General features: G+C 62.5%; 14 protein-coding genes. 9 read left to right on the forward strand and 5 right to left on the reverse strand.

From position 1 onward, the window contains the following. The first annotated feature begins 14 nt into the window (after window positions 1-14). The 7 genes from hemL to nhaD all read left to right on the forward strand — a co-directional run bounded on the left by hemL (window position 15) and on the right by nhaD (window position 8,465). Complete coding sequence (hemL, locus tag C793_RS0101445; protein WP_017429166.1) at window positions 15-1,298, forward strand: glutamate-1-semialdehyde 2,1-aminomutase; 1,284 nt, start codon at window positions 15-17, stop codon at window positions 1,296-1,298. Between the two features lie 167 nt (window positions 1,299-1,465). Further along, on the forward strand, window positions 1,466-2,086 hold the full coding sequence (gene rdgB, locus C793_RS0101450) for an RdgB/HAM1 family non-canonical purine NTP pyrophosphatase (RefSeq protein WP_017429167.1): 621 nt from the start codon (window positions 1,466-1,468) through the stop codon (window positions 2,084-2,086). A gap of 5 nt (window positions 2,087-2,091) precedes the next feature. Continuing rightward, entirely contained in the window at window positions 2,092-3,264 is a 1,173-nt protein-coding gene (gene hemW, locus C793_RS0101455) for a radical SAM family heme chaperone HemW (RefSeq protein WP_017429168.1), read from the forward strand. Between the two features lie 50 nt (window positions 3,265-3,314). Further along, entirely contained in the window at window positions 3,315-4,049 is a 735-nt protein-coding gene (locus C793_RS13295) for a YiaD family glycine zipper/OmpA-like lipoprotein (RefSeq protein WP_051038318.1), read from the forward strand. A 96-nt stretch (window positions 4,050-4,145) separates the two neighbouring features. Continuing rightward, a protein-coding gene (locus C793_RS14190) for an IS3 family transposase (RefSeq protein ID WP_156804829.1) occupies window positions 4,146-5,499 on the forward strand; the annotation gives its coding sequence in 2 pieces (ribosomal slippage) (window positions 4,146-4,600 and window positions 4,599-5,499; 1,356 coding nt in all). Window positions 5,500-5,685: 186 nt separating this feature from the next. After that, window positions 5,686-6,837 carry an SPM autocatalytic domain-containing protein gene (locus C793_RS0101475; RefSeq protein WP_017429171.1) on the forward strand — a complete coding sequence of 384 codons (1,152 nt, stop codon included), beginning with the start codon at window positions 5,686-5,688 and terminating at the stop codon, window positions 6,835-6,837. A gap of 164 nt (window positions 6,838-7,001) precedes the next feature. After that, window positions 7,002-8,465 carry a sodium:proton antiporter NhaD gene (gene nhaD, locus C793_RS0101480; protein WP_017429172.1) on the forward strand — a complete coding sequence of 488 codons (1,464 nt, stop codon included), beginning with the start codon at window positions 7,002-7,004 and terminating at the stop codon, window positions 8,463-8,465. A gap of 13 nt (window positions 8,466-8,478) precedes the next feature. On the opposite strand, the gene C793_RS0101485 is transcribed toward nhaD, so the two are convergent. After that, window positions 8,479-8,940, reverse strand: coding sequence for a MerR family transcriptional regulator (locus tag C793_RS0101485; protein WP_017429173.1), 462 nt, complete (start codon window positions 8,938-8,940; stop codon window positions 8,479-8,481). Between the two features lie 134 nt (window positions 8,941-9,074). On the opposite strand from C793_RS0101485, the gene C793_RS0101490 reads away from it, so the two are divergent. Beyond that, window positions 9,075-11,246: a heavy metal translocating P-type ATPase gene (locus tag C793_RS0101490; RefSeq protein WP_017429174.1), complete on the forward strand. Its 2,172-nt coding sequence runs from the start codon at window positions 9,075-9,077 to the stop codon at window positions 11,244-11,246. Window positions 11,247-11,256: 10 nt separating this feature from the next. Here C793_RS0101490 and mntR read toward each other — a convergent pair whose 3' ends face one another. From mntR to C793_RS0101510, 4 genes are all read right to left on the reverse strand, one after another. Further along, window positions 11,257-11,745 carry a manganese-binding transcriptional regulator MntR gene (gene mntR / locus C793_RS0101495; protein ID WP_017429175.1) on the reverse strand — a complete coding sequence of 163 codons (489 nt, stop codon included), beginning with the start codon at window positions 11,743-11,745 and terminating at the stop codon, window positions 11,257-11,259. 196 nt (window positions 11,746-11,941) lie between these two features. Continuing rightward, window positions 11,942-12,880, reverse strand: coding sequence for a metal ABC transporter solute-binding protein, Zn/Mn family (locus C793_RS13305; RefSeq protein WP_017429176.1), 939 nt, complete (start codon window positions 12,878-12,880; stop codon window positions 11,942-11,944). Window positions 12,881-12,885: 5 nt separating this feature from the next. After that, window positions 12,886-13,797 (reverse strand): metal ABC transporter permease, encoded by a 912-nt coding sequence (locus tag C793_RS0101505; protein WP_051038320.1) that lies wholly within the window; start codon window positions 13,795-13,797, stop codon window positions 12,886-12,888. Window position 13,798: 1 nt separating this feature from the next. Next, window positions 13,799-14,521 (reverse strand): metal ABC transporter ATP-binding protein, encoded by a 723-nt coding sequence (locus C793_RS0101510; RefSeq protein WP_017429178.1) that lies wholly within the window; start codon window positions 14,519-14,521, stop codon window positions 13,799-13,801. 584 nt (window positions 14,522-15,105) lie between these two features. Here C793_RS0101510 and C793_RS0101515 point away from each other — a divergent pair. Continuing rightward, the gene (locus tag C793_RS0101515; RefSeq protein ID WP_017429179.1) at window positions 15,106-15,576 is read left to right on the forward strand and encodes a c-type cytochrome; all 471 of its coding nucleotides are present in this window, start codon (window positions 15,106-15,108) and stop codon (window positions 15,574-15,576) included. Window positions 15,577-15,592 lie beyond the last annotated feature (16 nt).

The raw sequence follows: 15,592 nt of genomic DNA on the forward strand, positions 1-15,592 counted from the left end.
CAAGAGAGGATTCCATGACGACTTCCGCTGAACTGTTTGAGCTGGCCAGCCGCCGTATTCCCGGCGGTATCAACTCCCCGGTGCGTGCGTTCAAGGGCATGCATCGTCCGCCGGTGTTCATGGAGCGCGCCCAGGACGCCTACCTGTTTGACGTGGAAGGCAACCGCTACGTGGACTATGTCAGCTCCTGGGGGCCGATGATTACCGGCCACGCGGACCGCGACGTGCTCGCCGCCGTCCGCGCCCGGCTGGATAACGGCCTGTCGTTCGGTACGCCCACCGAGGTGGAAACCACCATGGCCGACCTCATCTGCGAGATGATTCCGAGCATGGAAATGGTGCGCATGACCAGCTCGGGAACCGAGGCGACGATGTCGGCGATCCGCCTGGCGCGGGGCTATACCGGCCGCGACAAGATCGTCAAGTTTGAAGGCAACTACCACGGCCACTCGGATTCGCTGCTGGTCAAGGCCGGCTCCGGCGCGCTGACCCACGGCGTGCCCAACTCCCCCGGGGTGCCGGCGTCGCTGGCCGAGCATACGGTGACGCTGTCGTTCAACGACCCCGACGGCGTCGAGGCCTGCTTTGACGAAATCGGCGACCAGGTCGCCTGCGTCATTGTCGAGCCGGTGGCCGGCAACATGAACTGCATTCCTTCACAGCCCGAGTTTCTCGAGACCCTGCGCCGGGTGTGCAACGAGCACGGCAGTCTGCTGATTTTCGACGAGGTCATGACCGGTTTCCGCGTGGCCATGGGCGGTGCCCAGGCGCACTACGGCGTGACCCCGGACCTGACCTGCCTGGGCAAGATCGTCGGCGGCGGCATGCCGGTGGGCGCCTTCGGCGGCAGCCGTCAGATCATGGAGCAGATCTCGCCGCTGGGGCCGGTGTATCACGCCGGTACGCTGTCGGGGAATCCGCTGGCCATGGCCGCGGGCACCACGCTGCTGACCAAGCTTCAGGTGCCGGGCTTCCACGATGCCCTGACCCAGCGCGTCGATACCCTGCTCAGCGGGCTTCAGGAGCGCGCCGACGCTGCCGGCGTGCCTCTGGTAACGCAGTCCGCCGGCGGCATGTTCGGGCTGTTTTTCACCGCCCAAAGCCGGGTGGATAACTTCGCCCAGGCCACCGCCTGCGATCCCGACGCCTTCCGCCGCTTTTTCACCGGCATGCTCGACCAGGGCGTATATCTGGCGCCTTCGGCGTTCGAGGCGGGATTCATGTCCAGCGCCCATACCGCCGAAGATATCCAGCACACCCTGGACGCCGCCGAAAGCGTCTTTGCCAGCATGACCTGAGCCGTAGCGCCGTTTCGGCAACTTTGACGCCGGCAACCGCCCGGCGCCTGTCGCAGAAGCCGCCCGTCACGTCGGGCGGTTTTTTGTCCGTGAAATACCCGCCGGGTGGCGCTCTTTTGGTCAGCCGGTGCACGGCGTACACTGGCCGGCCACCAGGGAGACACACCATGACCGCAACACGCACCCTGATACTTGCCAGCGGCAATGCCGGCAAGCTCAAGGAATTCGACCGGATACTGCAGCCGCTGGGGCTGGATGTCCGTCCCCAGGCAGACTTCAGCGTTCCCGATGTTGAAGAAACCGGGCTCACCTTTGTGGAAAACGCCCTGCTCAAGGCCCGCGAGGCCAGCCGAGTCAGCGGTCTGCCGGCGCTGGCGGATGATTCCGGCCTGGCGGTTGATGCGCTGAACGGGCAGCCGGGTATCTATTCCGCGCGCTACGCCGGCGAGCCCAAAAGTGACGCGCGCAACAACGCCCAACTGCTGGAAGCGCTGGCCGACTGCCGCGACGGTCGGCAGCGCTCTGCGCGCTACTGGTGCGTGCTGGTCTACTTGCGCCGCGCCGATGATCCGGTGCCGATCATCGTTCAGCGCAGCTGGGAAGGCGAGGTTTTGTCTCAGGCTCGCGGCGAAGGCGGTTTTGGATACGACCCATTGTTCTGGCTGCCCTGTCAGGCCATGAGCGCCGCCGAGCTGCCGGCCGATGACAAAAACCGTTTAAGCCACCGCGGCCGCGCCATGCAGGCGCTGGTCGACGCCCTCCAGGCCGCCTACGGCAAGGCGGGTTAAGCGCGATGGCCGCCTCCAATCTGCCGCCGCTGTCGCTGTATATCCACACGCCCTGGTGCGTGCGCAAATGCCCCTACTGCGATTTCAACTCCCACGAATCGGGCCGCCGCGACCTGCCGGAAAGCGACTACCTGGCAGCACTGCTGAAAGACCTGGATCAGGACCTGGCGCTGGCCGGTGAACGCGAGCTGGTCGCGATTTTTATCGGCGGCGGCACGCCGAGCCTGCTGTCGCCGGCGTTTTATCAGACCCTGCTCGCCGAAGTCGGCAAGCGCCTGACGCTGGCTGCGGATATTGAAATCACTCTGGAAGCCAACCCCGGCACCACCGAGCGCCACCGCTTCAGCGGCTATCGGGACGCCGGTATCAACCGGCTGTCGCTGGGTGTGCAAAGTTTTCAGACCCAACAGCTGACAGCGCTGGGGCGCATCCACGGCGGTGATGAGGCCATCCACGCAGTGGGTCAGGCCCGCGACGCCGGGTTCGACAATATCAATATCGACATCATGCACGGCCTGCCGGACCAGACGCCGGCGCTGGCGCTGGACGATCTGGAGCAGGCGCTGGCGCTGAAGCCCGAGCATCTGTCCTGGTATCAGCTCACGGTGGAGCCCAATACGGCGTTCCATGCTCGGCCGCCGCAGCTGCCCGAAGACGACACCCTCGCCGATATCAACGACCTGGGTCATCAACGGCTGGAGCAGGCGGGATATTCACGCTACGAAATTTCGGCCTATGCCCGCCCTGGTCGGCATAGCCGGCATAACCTCAACTACTGGACCTTTGGCGATTATCTGGGCATCGGGGCCGGCGCCCACGGCAAGCTCAGCCGGATTGATGACCAGGGCGAATGGATCATCGAACGGCGCTGGAAAACCCGCCAGCCAACTGCCTACTTGCAGCGCCGGCACGACATGCGCGGCTTTGTCGCCGGCAAGCAGAGGGTAGCGGAGGACGAGCTGCCGCTGGAGTTCTGCATGAATGCGCTGAGGTTGACCGACGGCGTGGATGCAGCACTCTGGCAGCGACATACGGGGCAACCCTGGGCCGTATTACAGAAACAGTTACAGGGCAGCGTGAAAAAAGGACTTTTGCAGGAAACCGCCAAAATGTTACGACCCACGCCTCGGGGTTTATTATTCTTGAACGAACTGTTGGCGGATATCAGCGACGGCTGAGACACGACGCCGATGATGTTTCATGACCTCCCGAAAGAAAGGAGAGAGCAATGCGAATGACGCGAGTAATGGCAACACTGGCAGCGGCTGTTCTGCTCGCCGGCTGTGCCGGCCAGGGCGGCTATAATAACCGCAACGGTGGCGGTGCTTCCACAACGGCCAAGGGCTCGGGCATCGGGGCGGCCATCGGTGCCGCCGCCGGCGCGCTGTCCGGTGACGGCAGCACCAGCCGCCGTGACCGTGCGCTGGTTGGCGCCGCCGTGGGCGCTGCCGCCGGGGCCGGCGTGGGGGCCTACATGGATCGCCAGGAAAAGGACCTGCGCCAGGGGCTGGAAGGGTCGCGCATCGAGGTGGATCGTCGCGGCGACGACATCGTGCTCAACATGCCCAGCAAGGTGACCTTCGGTTTTGACTCGTCCGATCTGTCGTCGCAGGCGGCAAACGCGCTCAATGAAGTATCCAGCGTGCTCGGCGAGTATCGCGACACCCGCGTCAACATCGGCGGCTATACCGACAGCACCGGGGATGCCGACTATAACCGGAAGCTTTCCGAACGCCGGGCAGAGTCCGTGGGTAACTATCTCGTACGCAACGGCGTTTCATCCTCGCGGCTGAATACCCGAGGCTACGGCGAGAACAACCCGGTGGCGAGCAACAATACCGATGCCGGTCGTGCCCAAAACCGCCGGGTGGAAATAACATTGACGCCCACCGAAGGCGCCGGCAATAACCGTGGCCGTGGCCAGAGCCAGGGTCGTGGGCAGGAGCAGCGTCGGCGTCGCTGATGCCGCAGGCTGCCAATTGCCAGGCCAAAGCCCGTCATGTTGACTCTGAACTGCACCCCGAAAGTTGGACATCATCCAACCTTCGGGGTGTTTTTGATGGCGAAATATGACGAGAGCTTCAAGCTGCGGGTTATTCAGCAGTGTTTACGCGAGGACATCAGCCAGGGGGAAGTGGCTCGCCAGTATGGCGTGGATGTGTCCACCATCCGGCAATGGCTGGCAACCTATCGACAGCATGGCGTGTCGGGCCTGCGCAAGAAGTACAGTCACCACAGTGCGGCCTTCAAGCGGGAGGTGCTTGAGCGAATGTGGCGGGATGGCTTGTCACAACGCCAGGCTGCGGCCCTGTTCGATATCCGTGAGCGCAGCGCTATTGGCAGATGGGAGCGTCAGTACCATAGTGGGGGTCTGACTGCCCTGGAACCTCAGCGCAAAGGACGCCGCCCGATGTCAAAGAAGCCTCCTTCACCGCCCCTACCTGATAAAGAGCGCTCTCAAGAGGCGTTGCTGAAAGAACTCGCCTACCTGCGTGCCGAGAACGCCTATCTAAAAAGCTCGATGCCTTGATCCAGGCAGAGCAGGACGTGGCGCGAGGCAAAAAGCGCAAGTCGTCCAGGGATTAAGGCATGAGCACACCCTCGCCTTGCTGCTGCGAGCGGCCGGTCTCTCGCGCAGCACGTTTTACTATCAACGCAAGGCCCAGAACACCGGTGACAAATACGCGGCTCTGAAAACGCGTATACGCCAAATCTACGACCACCATCGGGGGCGTTACGGTTACCGTCGCATCACCGCGGCCTTGAAACAGGCGGGCGAGACAGTCAACCACAAGACCGTGCAGCGACTGATGAAGAGTCTGGGCCTGAGGTCACTGGTACGCCGAAAACGATACCGATCCTATCGAGGAAGCGCAGGACGAATCGCGCCCAATCTGCTCGATCGTCAGTTCCAGGCACAACGTCCGAACCAGAAGTGGGTCACCGATATCACGGAGTTCAGCGTCAACGGCCAGAAGCTCTATCTATCGCCGGTCATGGATCTCTATAACGGCGAAATCGTGGCCTACCAGACCGGCAAGCGCCCCGTGCTCTCCCTGGTGATCGATATGATGCACAAGGCGTTGACTCGGTTGGAGCCAGCGGACAAGCCGCAGCTGCACTCCGATCAAGGCTGGCATTATCAGCACCCGGCTTACCGGCGCTTGCTGAAGGAGCGATCCCTGATTCAAAGCATGTCACGTAAAGGCAACTGCCTGGACAATGCAGCGATGGAGAGCTTTTTTGGCACCCTCAAGGCCGAGTACTTTTATCTGAATCGGTTCGAGACGCTTGAGCAACTGCAGCGAGGACTCGACCACTACATCCACTACTATAATCACGAACGCATTAAGTTGACGCTAAAAGGCCTGAGCCCTGTGCAGTACAGGACTCAGGCCTTGGGTGCCAGCTAAATGAACCGTCCAACTTTATGGGGTCAGTTCAGTTCTCGCCTGGTCGGCAACGTGCCGTTAAGCGATCAGCATCCGGGGAAGGTGTCAACCGCTGGCTCAAGTCAAGCGATGTCCGGCCGATGAAGCGATTATGCAGGGCAAAGTCATGCAGAGAAAAGTCATGCAGGGCATTTCAACGGGGGTCGCATGCAGGTCATCAATTCCAGTATTCAGTTGGCCGGCGAGCATTCGCTGACCCGGCAATCATCGACCCGGGAAGCATTGCGCGCCTGGGTAGGCGGCTCGCCGCCGGATGCCACAGCGTCACGGTCGGAGGATGACGCCCCGGCCGCTTCCACGCGGGTTACTCTGTCGTCGGCCTCGCGTGAAGCCGCCGTCGCGGCGGCAAAAGCCGAGGCGCAATCCGAGGCTGAAAAAAGCTCGGCCGGTCCGGCAGAGGGCAAGGCAGCGGAAGGCTCCGACGCCGCTGGCGAAATCGAAAATGCGATGGATGAGGTGCGTAACGACCCCGGTATGCGCGCGTTGATCTCGGTGGTGGAAACGCTCACGGACAGGAAGGTCGAGCTGCTGTCTCCCGAGGCCGTGGCGAAAATGGATGCCGCCCGTGAAGCGTCCGAATCCGCCGACACTCCCCCGGAGGAAGCTGCCGAAACGTCCGAGGCATCGCAGGGCTGGGGCGTCGAGTATGAGCGCCATACCCGCGTCCATGAAGCCGAGCAGACCGACTTTTCCGCCCGGGGTGTGATCAATACCGCCGACGGCCGCTCGCTCGACTTCAGCCTCGATTTGCAGATGCAGCGCTCCTTTACACAGCAGACGGATACCTATTTTGCCGCGGGTGACGGCGAACAGGTCGATCCGCTGGTGATCAATCTCGACGGCAATGCCGCGGACCTGGTAGGTCAGAAGATGGCGTTTGACCTGGATGCCGACGGCGAAGAAGACAACATTTCCGTGGTGGATGCGGGCAGCGGTTTTCTGGCGCTGGATCGTAACGGCAACGGCCGAATTGATGACGGCTCGGAACTGTTCGGGCCGCAAAGCGGCGACGGTTTTGCCGATCTGGCGGCCCACGACGAGGATGGCAACGGCTGGATCGATGAGCAGGATCCCGTTTTTGCCCGGCTGCGTATCTGGCGCCAGGACGCGTCGGGTGACATGCACCAGGAGACGCTGGCGGAGAACGGCGTCGGCGCTCTGGGGCTGGATAACGCCGCTACGCCGTTTGAACTCAATGACAGCAATTATCAGCAGGATGGCCAAATACGCAGCAGCGGTGTCTATCTGAAGGAAAACGGCGCCGTTGATACGCTTCAGCATGTGGACCTGACCGTTTAAAAGGCTCGGCACGCCGGGCCGCACGCTGCCGGTGCGGCTCGTGATATTGCCCAGTCGAGGCCCGTTGGGCCGCAACAGGGCGATTGCAGCCTTTCTTCAGGGCGCTTATCATTACGCGTTTTCTTCGCTTTTCCATCCTTCCCCCGCGCCCCAAGGTCCGTGCCATGCTCCCCACCCGTCCCGCTTCTCGGCCCCGTTTGCTTCGGGTTCGCCGGCAGTTTTTTGCTGCCTGTCTGTTGTGTTTTCCCTCCCTGGCCTTTGCCGAGGCCGGGCCGCTGGATCTGACCCTGTCGGTGGCCGGCATTGCCTCGGTGGCCATCTTCCTGCTGGCCTATGCGCTGGTCATGGGCGAGGAAGTGCTGCACATGCGCAAGTCCAAGCCGGTGCTGGTGGCCGCCGGACTGATCTGGACGCTGGTGGCGTGGATGTACATGAAGGCCGGGATGTCGGATGTGTCCGAGCGGGCCTTCCGCGAAACCCTGCTGGAATATACCGAGCTGCTGTTGTTTCTGCTGGTGGCGATGACTTACATCAATGCCATGGAGGAACGCCGGGTATTCGATAAGCTGCGATCCTGGCTGGTGTACAAGGGCTTCAGCTATCGCAGCCTCTTCTGGATTACCGGGATTCTGGCGTTCTGGATATCCGCCGTGGCCAACAACATGACCACGGCGATGCTGATGTGCGCCGTGGTGCTGAAAGTCGCCGAAGGCGATAATCGCTTTATCAGCCTGTGCTGCGTGAACGTGGTGGTCGCCGCCAACGCCGGCGGGGCGTTCAGCCCCTTCGGCGACATTACCACGCTGATGGTATGGCAGGACGGGCAGATTCCGTTCGGCGGTTTTTTTGCTCTGTTGATTCCGGCGATCGTGAATTTCATGGTGCCGGCGGTGATCATGAACTTCTTTATCGTCAATCAGAAGCCGGAGTCGCTGAACGAAACCGTATGGCTCAAACGCGGAGCACGGCGCATCGTGGCGCTGTTTCTGTTTACCGTGGCGATTTCGGTGCTGTGCCACTCGGTACTCAACCTGCCGCCGGCCATGGGCATGATGTTCGGCCTGGGGCTTTTGCAGTTTTTCGGCTATTACCTGCGCCGCAGCCTGCCGCGCTCGCTGGAGCGCAAGCGCGAGCGCTATTCCCGCCGGGGCGACTGGCGCAAGCTCGAGCAGCTGGGCAGTGTGGTGCCGTTTGATATTTTCAGCCGCATAGCGCGGTCGGAGTGGGATACCCTGCTGTTCTTCTACGGCGTGGTGATGTCGGTCGGCGGCCTGGGATTTCTCGGCTACCTCAGCCTGCTTTCCGAAACCCTCTATGGCGGCGGCAGCCCGGTGTTGGCCAACGTGGTGCTGGGTATGATCTCCGCCGTGGTGGATAACATTCCGGTGATGTTTGCCGTGCTCTCCATGGCGCCGGACATGGCCGAAGGCAACTGGCTGCTGATTACCCTGACCGCCGGCGTGGGCGGCAGCCTGCTGGCGATGGGCTCGGCGGCCGGCGTGGCGCTGATGGGGCAGGCACGGGGCATTTATACCTTTGCCGTGCACCTGCGTTGGACACCCGCCATTCTGCTGGGCTACGCGGCCAGCGTGGGGGTGCATCTGTGGGTCAACGCGGGGCTGTTTTAAGCGCCGCGCTGCGTTAGCGAATCGCCCGCTGACCGCCGTGGGCGGCGGTATGCAGGCACTGGTCGTGGTCGCTCAGCACTTCGACAATACGGCATTCATCCACCCGGCCGCCGGCGCACTGGGCCACCATGCGCTGGAGTTCATCGCGGAGCGCGCCGAGCCGCTCGAGGCGCGCTTCCACCTCTTCCAGATGACGTCTGGCAATGGCGTCGGCGTGATCGCAGGGCATGTCGGGGTGGTCGGCCATGCCCAGCAGCTCGCGCACCGCCTCCACCGAAAAGCCGAAATCCCGCGCGTGGCGGATAAACGTCAGCCGGCGTAGCGTTGCGTCGTGGTAGCGGCGCTGGTTGCCGGCGTTTCGCGTGGCGTCGGGCAGCAGCCCGATCTTTTCGTAGTAGCGTACGGTTTGCACCTGGCAGCCGGCCCGCTGGGCCAGGGTGCCGATGCCGAACGTCGGCGTATTCTGTTGCTGCATGTCTGCCTCCCCGTCTGTCTCCCGACTCGCGTCTTCCATCGGATGTTGCCACGGGCATTGAACCTATAGTGGCTTTAGGTCCTATGTTGAGCGTGGATACCCGGAATGCAAGGCCAGTCGGCCGGGAGAGGTAAATGACGCTATCCACCAGCGAGACCCTGAATGCCCACCGTGGCGAAGGCGAACAGACGCCGCACGCGCGCTTCCGCGTGAGCGGCATGGACTGTGGCGGCTGCGAGCGCAAGGCGGTGGCGGCCGCGACTCGCGTCAAGGGTGTGATCGATGCCGAGGCCAACGCCGCGGCGGGCACGCTGGATGTGTTCCTTGAGGCACAGACGCCCCCCGATGAGGCAGCGATCGATCAGGCGATGCGCGGGCTGGGCTACGAGGTAGTGCACGACGAACAGACGTCGTCTGCGGCCGGCGTTGCGACGCCGGAAACCGCCTGGTGGCAAAGCGCCAAGGGCAAGCTGGTGCTGGTCAGCGGTGCGCTGCTGGCGGCGGCGGCCGTGCTCCGCCTGTTCTGGCCGGCGCTGGGCAGCTGGCCCTTTGTGGCGGCGACCCTGGTCGGGCTTTATCCCATTGTCAGGTCGGCGTGGCAGGCGCTGCGCGTGGGGGAAATCTTTACCATTGAAGCGCTGATGAGCATTGCCGCTGTCGGGGCGCTAATGATTGGCGCGGCGGCGGAATCTGCCGTGGTGGTGGTGCTGTTTGCCGTGGGCGAGCTGCTGGAAGGCGTGGCGTCTTCCCGGGCGCGGCAAAGCATTTCGGCGCTTTCCAGCCTGGCGCCGAGTACCGCGCGGCGGCTGGACGGCGATGAGCCCACGGAAGTACCGGCGGACACCCTGGCGCCGGGGCAGCGGGTGCTCATCCGCCCGGGCGACCGGGTGCCCTGCGACGGGCGTATCGAGCAGGGCGGTGCCTATCTCGACGAGTCACCGGTCAGCGGCGAGGCCGAGCCCCTGTATAAAACCGCCGGTGATGCGGTGCTGGCGGGTACCATCAACCATGATGGCGCGCTCACCGTCGAGGTCACCCGCCGGGCGGAAGACAACACCATTGCGCGCATTATCCGCCTGGTGGAAGACGCCCAGGCCGCCAAGGCGCCGGTAGCGCGCTTTATCGACCGCTTTGCCCGCTGGTACATGCCCGCGGTAGTGGCGCTGGCGCTGCTGCTGGCGCTGCTGCCACCGCTGGTGGTCGGCATGGCCTGGTCGGAGTCGGTCTACCGGGCATTGGCGCTGCTGCTGATCGCCTGCCCCTGTGCGCTGGTGATTTCCACCCCCGCGGCGATTGCCGCCGGGCTTTCCAGCGGTGCCCGGCGCGGGCTGCTGATCAAGGGCGGCGCGGTGCTGGAAACCCTGGGCCAGGTGAAAACCCTGGTGCTGGATAAAACCGGCACCCTGACCGCCGGCGCGCCCGAGGTGACCGATATTGAAGCCTGGCAGGGCATCGGGGAGGACGACGTGCTGCGTCTGGCGGCCGCGCTCGAGCGCGAGTCCGGCCACCCCATCGCCGCTGCGATTGTCGCGCGTGCCGGTGAGCGCGACCTGACCTTGCCCGCCGTGACGGGAGGGCGTGCCCTGGCCGGTGCCGGTATTGCCGGGCAGGTTGACGGCCAGGAGATAACGCTCGCCAGCCCGGCTCACGTCGGTGGAATGGTCAGCCTGGCGCCGGCGGCCACTACGCGGATTAAGGCCCTGGAGGAAGAGGGCAAAAGCATCACCGTGCTGGTGCAGGATGCCGTCGCCGTGGGCCTGATAGCGCTGCGTGACGAGCCCCGTGAAGATGCCCGGGAGGGGCTCGCCGCGCTGTCCCGGCTGGGCGTGAACACGGTGATGCTCAGCGGCGATAACCCGCGCAGCGCAGCGGCCATTGGCAAGACACTGGGCATTGAAGCGCATGGCGGGCTGTTGCCCGACGACAAGGCCAGCCGCGTTGCCGCCTGGCAGGCCAGTGGTCGAGGGCCCATCGGCAAGGTCGGCGACGGCATCAACGATGCGCCGGCGCTGGCGACTGCCGAGGTAGGTATTGCCATGGGCGGCGGTACCGACGTAGCGCTGGAAACCGCCGACGCCGCGCTGCTCAAGGACCGCGTGACCGGCATTGCCGAGCTGATCCGGCTGTCCCGGGCGACGCTGGCCAACGTCAAAACCAACGTGGCGCTGGCGCTGGGGCTAAAGGCGATCTTTCTGGTGACCACCGCGCTGGGCATTACCGGCCTGTGGATTGCGGTGATGGCCGATACCGGCGCCACGGTGCTGGTTACGCTGAACGCCATGCGCCTTTTGCGGCATCGTTTCTGAGAAGACCGGGCTAGGCGTCGTCCGCGCTGGGCGACGCGGCAATAAAACGCTGCATGATGCCGAGGGTTTCATCGCTGACGTGGTGTTCCATGCCCTCGGCGTCGATGCGCGCGGCATCGTCGCTGACCCCCAGCGCGCGGAGGAAGTTGAGCACGATATCGTGGCGTTGCCGGGACTGGGCCGCCATCGCCTTGCCCGACTCGGTGAGGAACAGCGAGCGGTACGGCCGGCTGGTGACCAGCTCCAGCTCGTTGAGCCGGCGGATCATCTTCGACACCGTGGCCTGGCTAACGCTCATGCGCGCCGCAATATCGGCCGCCCGGGCTTCGCCGCGATGCGTCAGCAGGTCACCAATCAGCTCGACGTAATCCTCGATCAGCTCGGTTTCGTGGGCCTGGCGCACCGTCGTGTACTGGCGCGCGTGCTGGTCGACCGGCGGCAGGGCGTCGCCGCCCGGGCTGCTGGCGGCGGCCCTTTGGGGCTTTTTGTCGTGACTCATGGACGCATCAGTTCGGGATAAAGGGGCAGCGGATGAGAACCCAGAGTGAATGAGAATGGTTAATAAGTAAAATCGGCTGACTTTCCATCATAGCGTATTTGGGCGTACCGCCGTAAGCCGCCGAAAGGCGGAGTGATCGCCCTTTTGTTGTTATCACCAGCGCAGCTGATTGTCGATACGCAACCGCACTGGCCAGCTATTCGGTGTGGGAAAGACCGTCGATGATGGTGTCCAGGTTATGCGTCAGATACTCCACGTAGCTGTCGGCTTCCCCTATGTCATCGGAAATCAACGTGCCCGACACCTCGACGCCGGTGGCATCGGCAACGGTATTCATGGGTCGCTTGTCATCGTTGTATTCGTGGAACAGGGCGGGCGGGTTGTGCGTTTCGACAAAATTGATGGCCCGCTTGACCTGGCGAGGTGTGCCTTCTTCGTTGCCGTCGATCTCCCAGATGAAACCTTCCTTCAGGCCGTAGTCCTCGGCCAGATACTGGAAGGCGCGCTCGCCGGTGAACAGAACACGGTTGTCTTCCGGTAGCGCCTCGATCCTGTCCTGATAGGCCTGGTCAATCGCTTTCAGTTCGTCCAACAGGGCGGCCGTATTCGCCTGGTAGTCTTCCTTGTGATCCGGATCGACCTTGATCAGGGCATCGCGAACGTTTTTCGCCATGATGGTGCCGGCTTTGGGGCTGGTGAAGGCGTGCGGATTGATCGTGCCCTGGTTTTTCTCGATTTTGCCGATTGTCTTTTGCTCGATGCCGTCCGAGATGGTGAATACGGTATCCGGATCCTTGTCGACCGCACGCAGCAATTTTTTGACCCAGTTATACTCGGCACTATCGCCTTCAATCCCTTCCAGATTCCAGCCAAAATAGAAGACGGCGTCGGCATCGGCCGTCTTTTTGGTGTCCCGGGGCGACGGATCCCATTCGTGCGGGTCGTTACCCGAATCGATGATGTTATACACATCCACGCGCTCCCCGCCGACCTCTTCCACGATAGCCGAGACGATGGTGAAGTCGCCGACAGCCTGAAGCTTGTCATCTGCTGCCCCGGCATGGCCCACCGACATCATGAGTATGAGCGCCAGCAGCCCCGTGCCGACGTAACGTATGGATGGTTGAAAAATCACGGTGATTAACCCCTCTTCCTGATCAGTTTAATAATGGCCTGCTGACTCGATGACGCCGGTTGCGACAGCCGCAACAGCTTCCCGATACCCCGCCACAGGATGCCTCTACCGGGCGAGAGGAAAAATGCCAGAACAAAGATGACGAAGGCGGCCAGCACGATGACTGCGCCGGATTGCAGGTCATAGGCGAAGCTGTAATACAGCCCGACCAGGGTCGACATGACGCCGAAAACCGCCGATAACAGCATCATGATGCTGAGCCGGTTGGTCAGCAGATAAGCCGTTGAGGCGGGCATGATCAGCAGCGAGACCACCAGGATGACGCCGACCGTCTGCATCGAGGCTACGGTCACCAGGGTCAGCAGCACCATGAGCGCATAGTGGATAAGCCTGGTCGGCAGGCCGTAGGCCGCCGCCATGATGGGATCGAAGGTCGATACCACCAACTCCTTGTAGAACAGCAGCAAGGCCGCCAGCACAATCGCACCGATGACCAGCGTCAGCCACATGTCGTTGCTCTGGACCGATGTCAGGCTGCCGAACATGATGCTGTCGAGCTTGATGCCGCTTTTGGCGTGGCGAATAAGCAGGACGCCAAGCGCCAGAAAAGCCGTGAAGATAATGCCGATGGACGAATCCTGCTTGATGCGGCTGTTTTGCTGGACATAACCGATCCCCAAAGCCGCCAGAGTGCCGGCGGCTACGGCACCATAGAAGATGTTGATCGAGAAGATGAAGGAAATGGCAACGCCCGGAACGATGGCATGCGATACGGCATCACCCATGAGCGAAAGCCCCCGGAGGACGATGAAGCAGCCGAGCACGCCACAGATGATCCCGACCATGATCGAGGCAAACAGGCCCTTGCGCACAAAATCGTATTGAATGATGTCGTTGATGAATTCTGGAACGGTCATATCAGCCTGCATTCAGGAAAGGTATCTGGCTTTCGTACGCCTGGAACAGCCGGTCCGGCTCGATCACGTCGGCGGCCGTTCCGTAGGCGAGCAGCTTCCTGTTGAGCAGAATCAGGTCGTCGAAGTATTCGGCTGCACGGGACAGGTCGTGATGAACAATCAGCACCGTTTTGCCTTCATCGCGGAGTCGTTTCAGCACCGCGATGATGGTGGCCTCGCTACCCACGTCGATGCCGACAAACGGCTCATCCAGCAGGAACAGATCGGCCTGCTGGGCCAGCGCCCGAGCCAGAAAGACCCGCTGCTGCTGCCCCCCGGACAAGGCACCGATCGGCCGTTTGGCGTATTCCTGCAAGCCCACCTCTTCCAGGCAGGCCGCTGCCATCGCCTTCTCTTTACGGCCGGGCCAGCGGAAATAGCCCAGCTTCGGGTAGGTGCCGAGCAGCACCGTATTGATCACATTGATGGGAAAGTCCCAGTCAACGCCGGTGTGCTGGGGGACATAGGCGATCCGCTTTCTGACTTTCTTTAGCGGTTTATCCAATAGGCGGATATCGCCACGGTCACGAGGGATAAGCCCCATCATCGCCTTGATGAAGGTGGACTTGCCCGACCCGTTGGGGCCAATGACACCCACCAGTCGGCCCCTGCCGGTGCTCAGCGTTATGCCATCCAGAGCCTTGTAATTACCGTATGAGACCGTGAGGTCTTGTATGGATATCATTTGTTGAACCTTTCAGGACCCGCTTTTTATAGCCGGGCAAGACAGCCTACAGCCGGAAAGAACAGTGCTTTCACCAAGGGGCCGGACGGTCGCCGGAACGCTCCGTACTCGAAGCGCGCATGGCGGCAGCAGGTATGGAGATAGCACCTATGGCAATGGCGAGGAGGCTGCATGATGTAAAATAGTTAGCTAAGGCTAAATTTTATGATCAGGGTCAAGTTTCGTCAACTGCTGGATACAGCGGCTGGCGAGCGATGGCGGTGTGTTGGGGGCTTGATCGGCAGGATGATGGCGGTGGAAGGCCTCCCGGGAACTGCTTCGAACGCCGGCCCCGGCGCCCGGGAGCAGGAAAACCCCGTGACACGCCGCCGCCCGGGCATTTTCCCGGGCTGTGCGTTGCCGGTATACTGTTTTCATGGACTCGTTTGCACAGGCTCGCCCGAGCGTTACGGCAGACCGCCGCCGCTGCGCGCCGTGTTTCGTTCGGATTCAAGCGATAATACGTTCCAGGATACGACAGTCGCATCAAGGCAGTCTCATCAAGACAGTCGCGTCTCAACAATCGCATCAAGACAACAGGGGTAATGAGAGTGGATGCAAAGCTGATCAAAAGCGGTCTGGTGGCTCTGGGGGTACTGGCAGGTGTTGCCGGCGCCCAGGCAGCCATGAATAAAGACGATATCGCCGAGCGCCTGGCGCCGGTGGGCGAGGTTTGCCTGGCCAGTGAGGATTGCGGCAACGCCTCGGCGTCAGCGGCCACCGACGCCAGCGCTGACAGTGCGGATAGCGGCGGTTCCGCCGGCGGCGAGAGTATTTACAACAACGTGTGCTCCGCCTGCCACGAAACCGGCGCGGCCGGTGCCCCGATACGCGGTGAAGAGGACGCCTGGGCCGCGCGTACCGACCAGGGGTTTGACACCCTGCTGAGCCACGCCATCAATGGGTATAACGGCATGCCGGCGAAAGGCGGCAACCCGAGCCTGAGCGATGACGACATGCACACGGCGGTAACCTACATGGTCGAGCCGGTGATGGACGTGCCGGACGACGAATAACGCCTTCGCCGTGCTG

The sequence above is a fragment of the Vreelandella jeotgali Hwa genome, from assembly GCF_000334215.1.
Taxonomy (GTDB): domain Bacteria; phylum Pseudomonadota; class Gammaproteobacteria; order Pseudomonadales; family Halomonadaceae; genus Vreelandella; species Vreelandella jeotgali.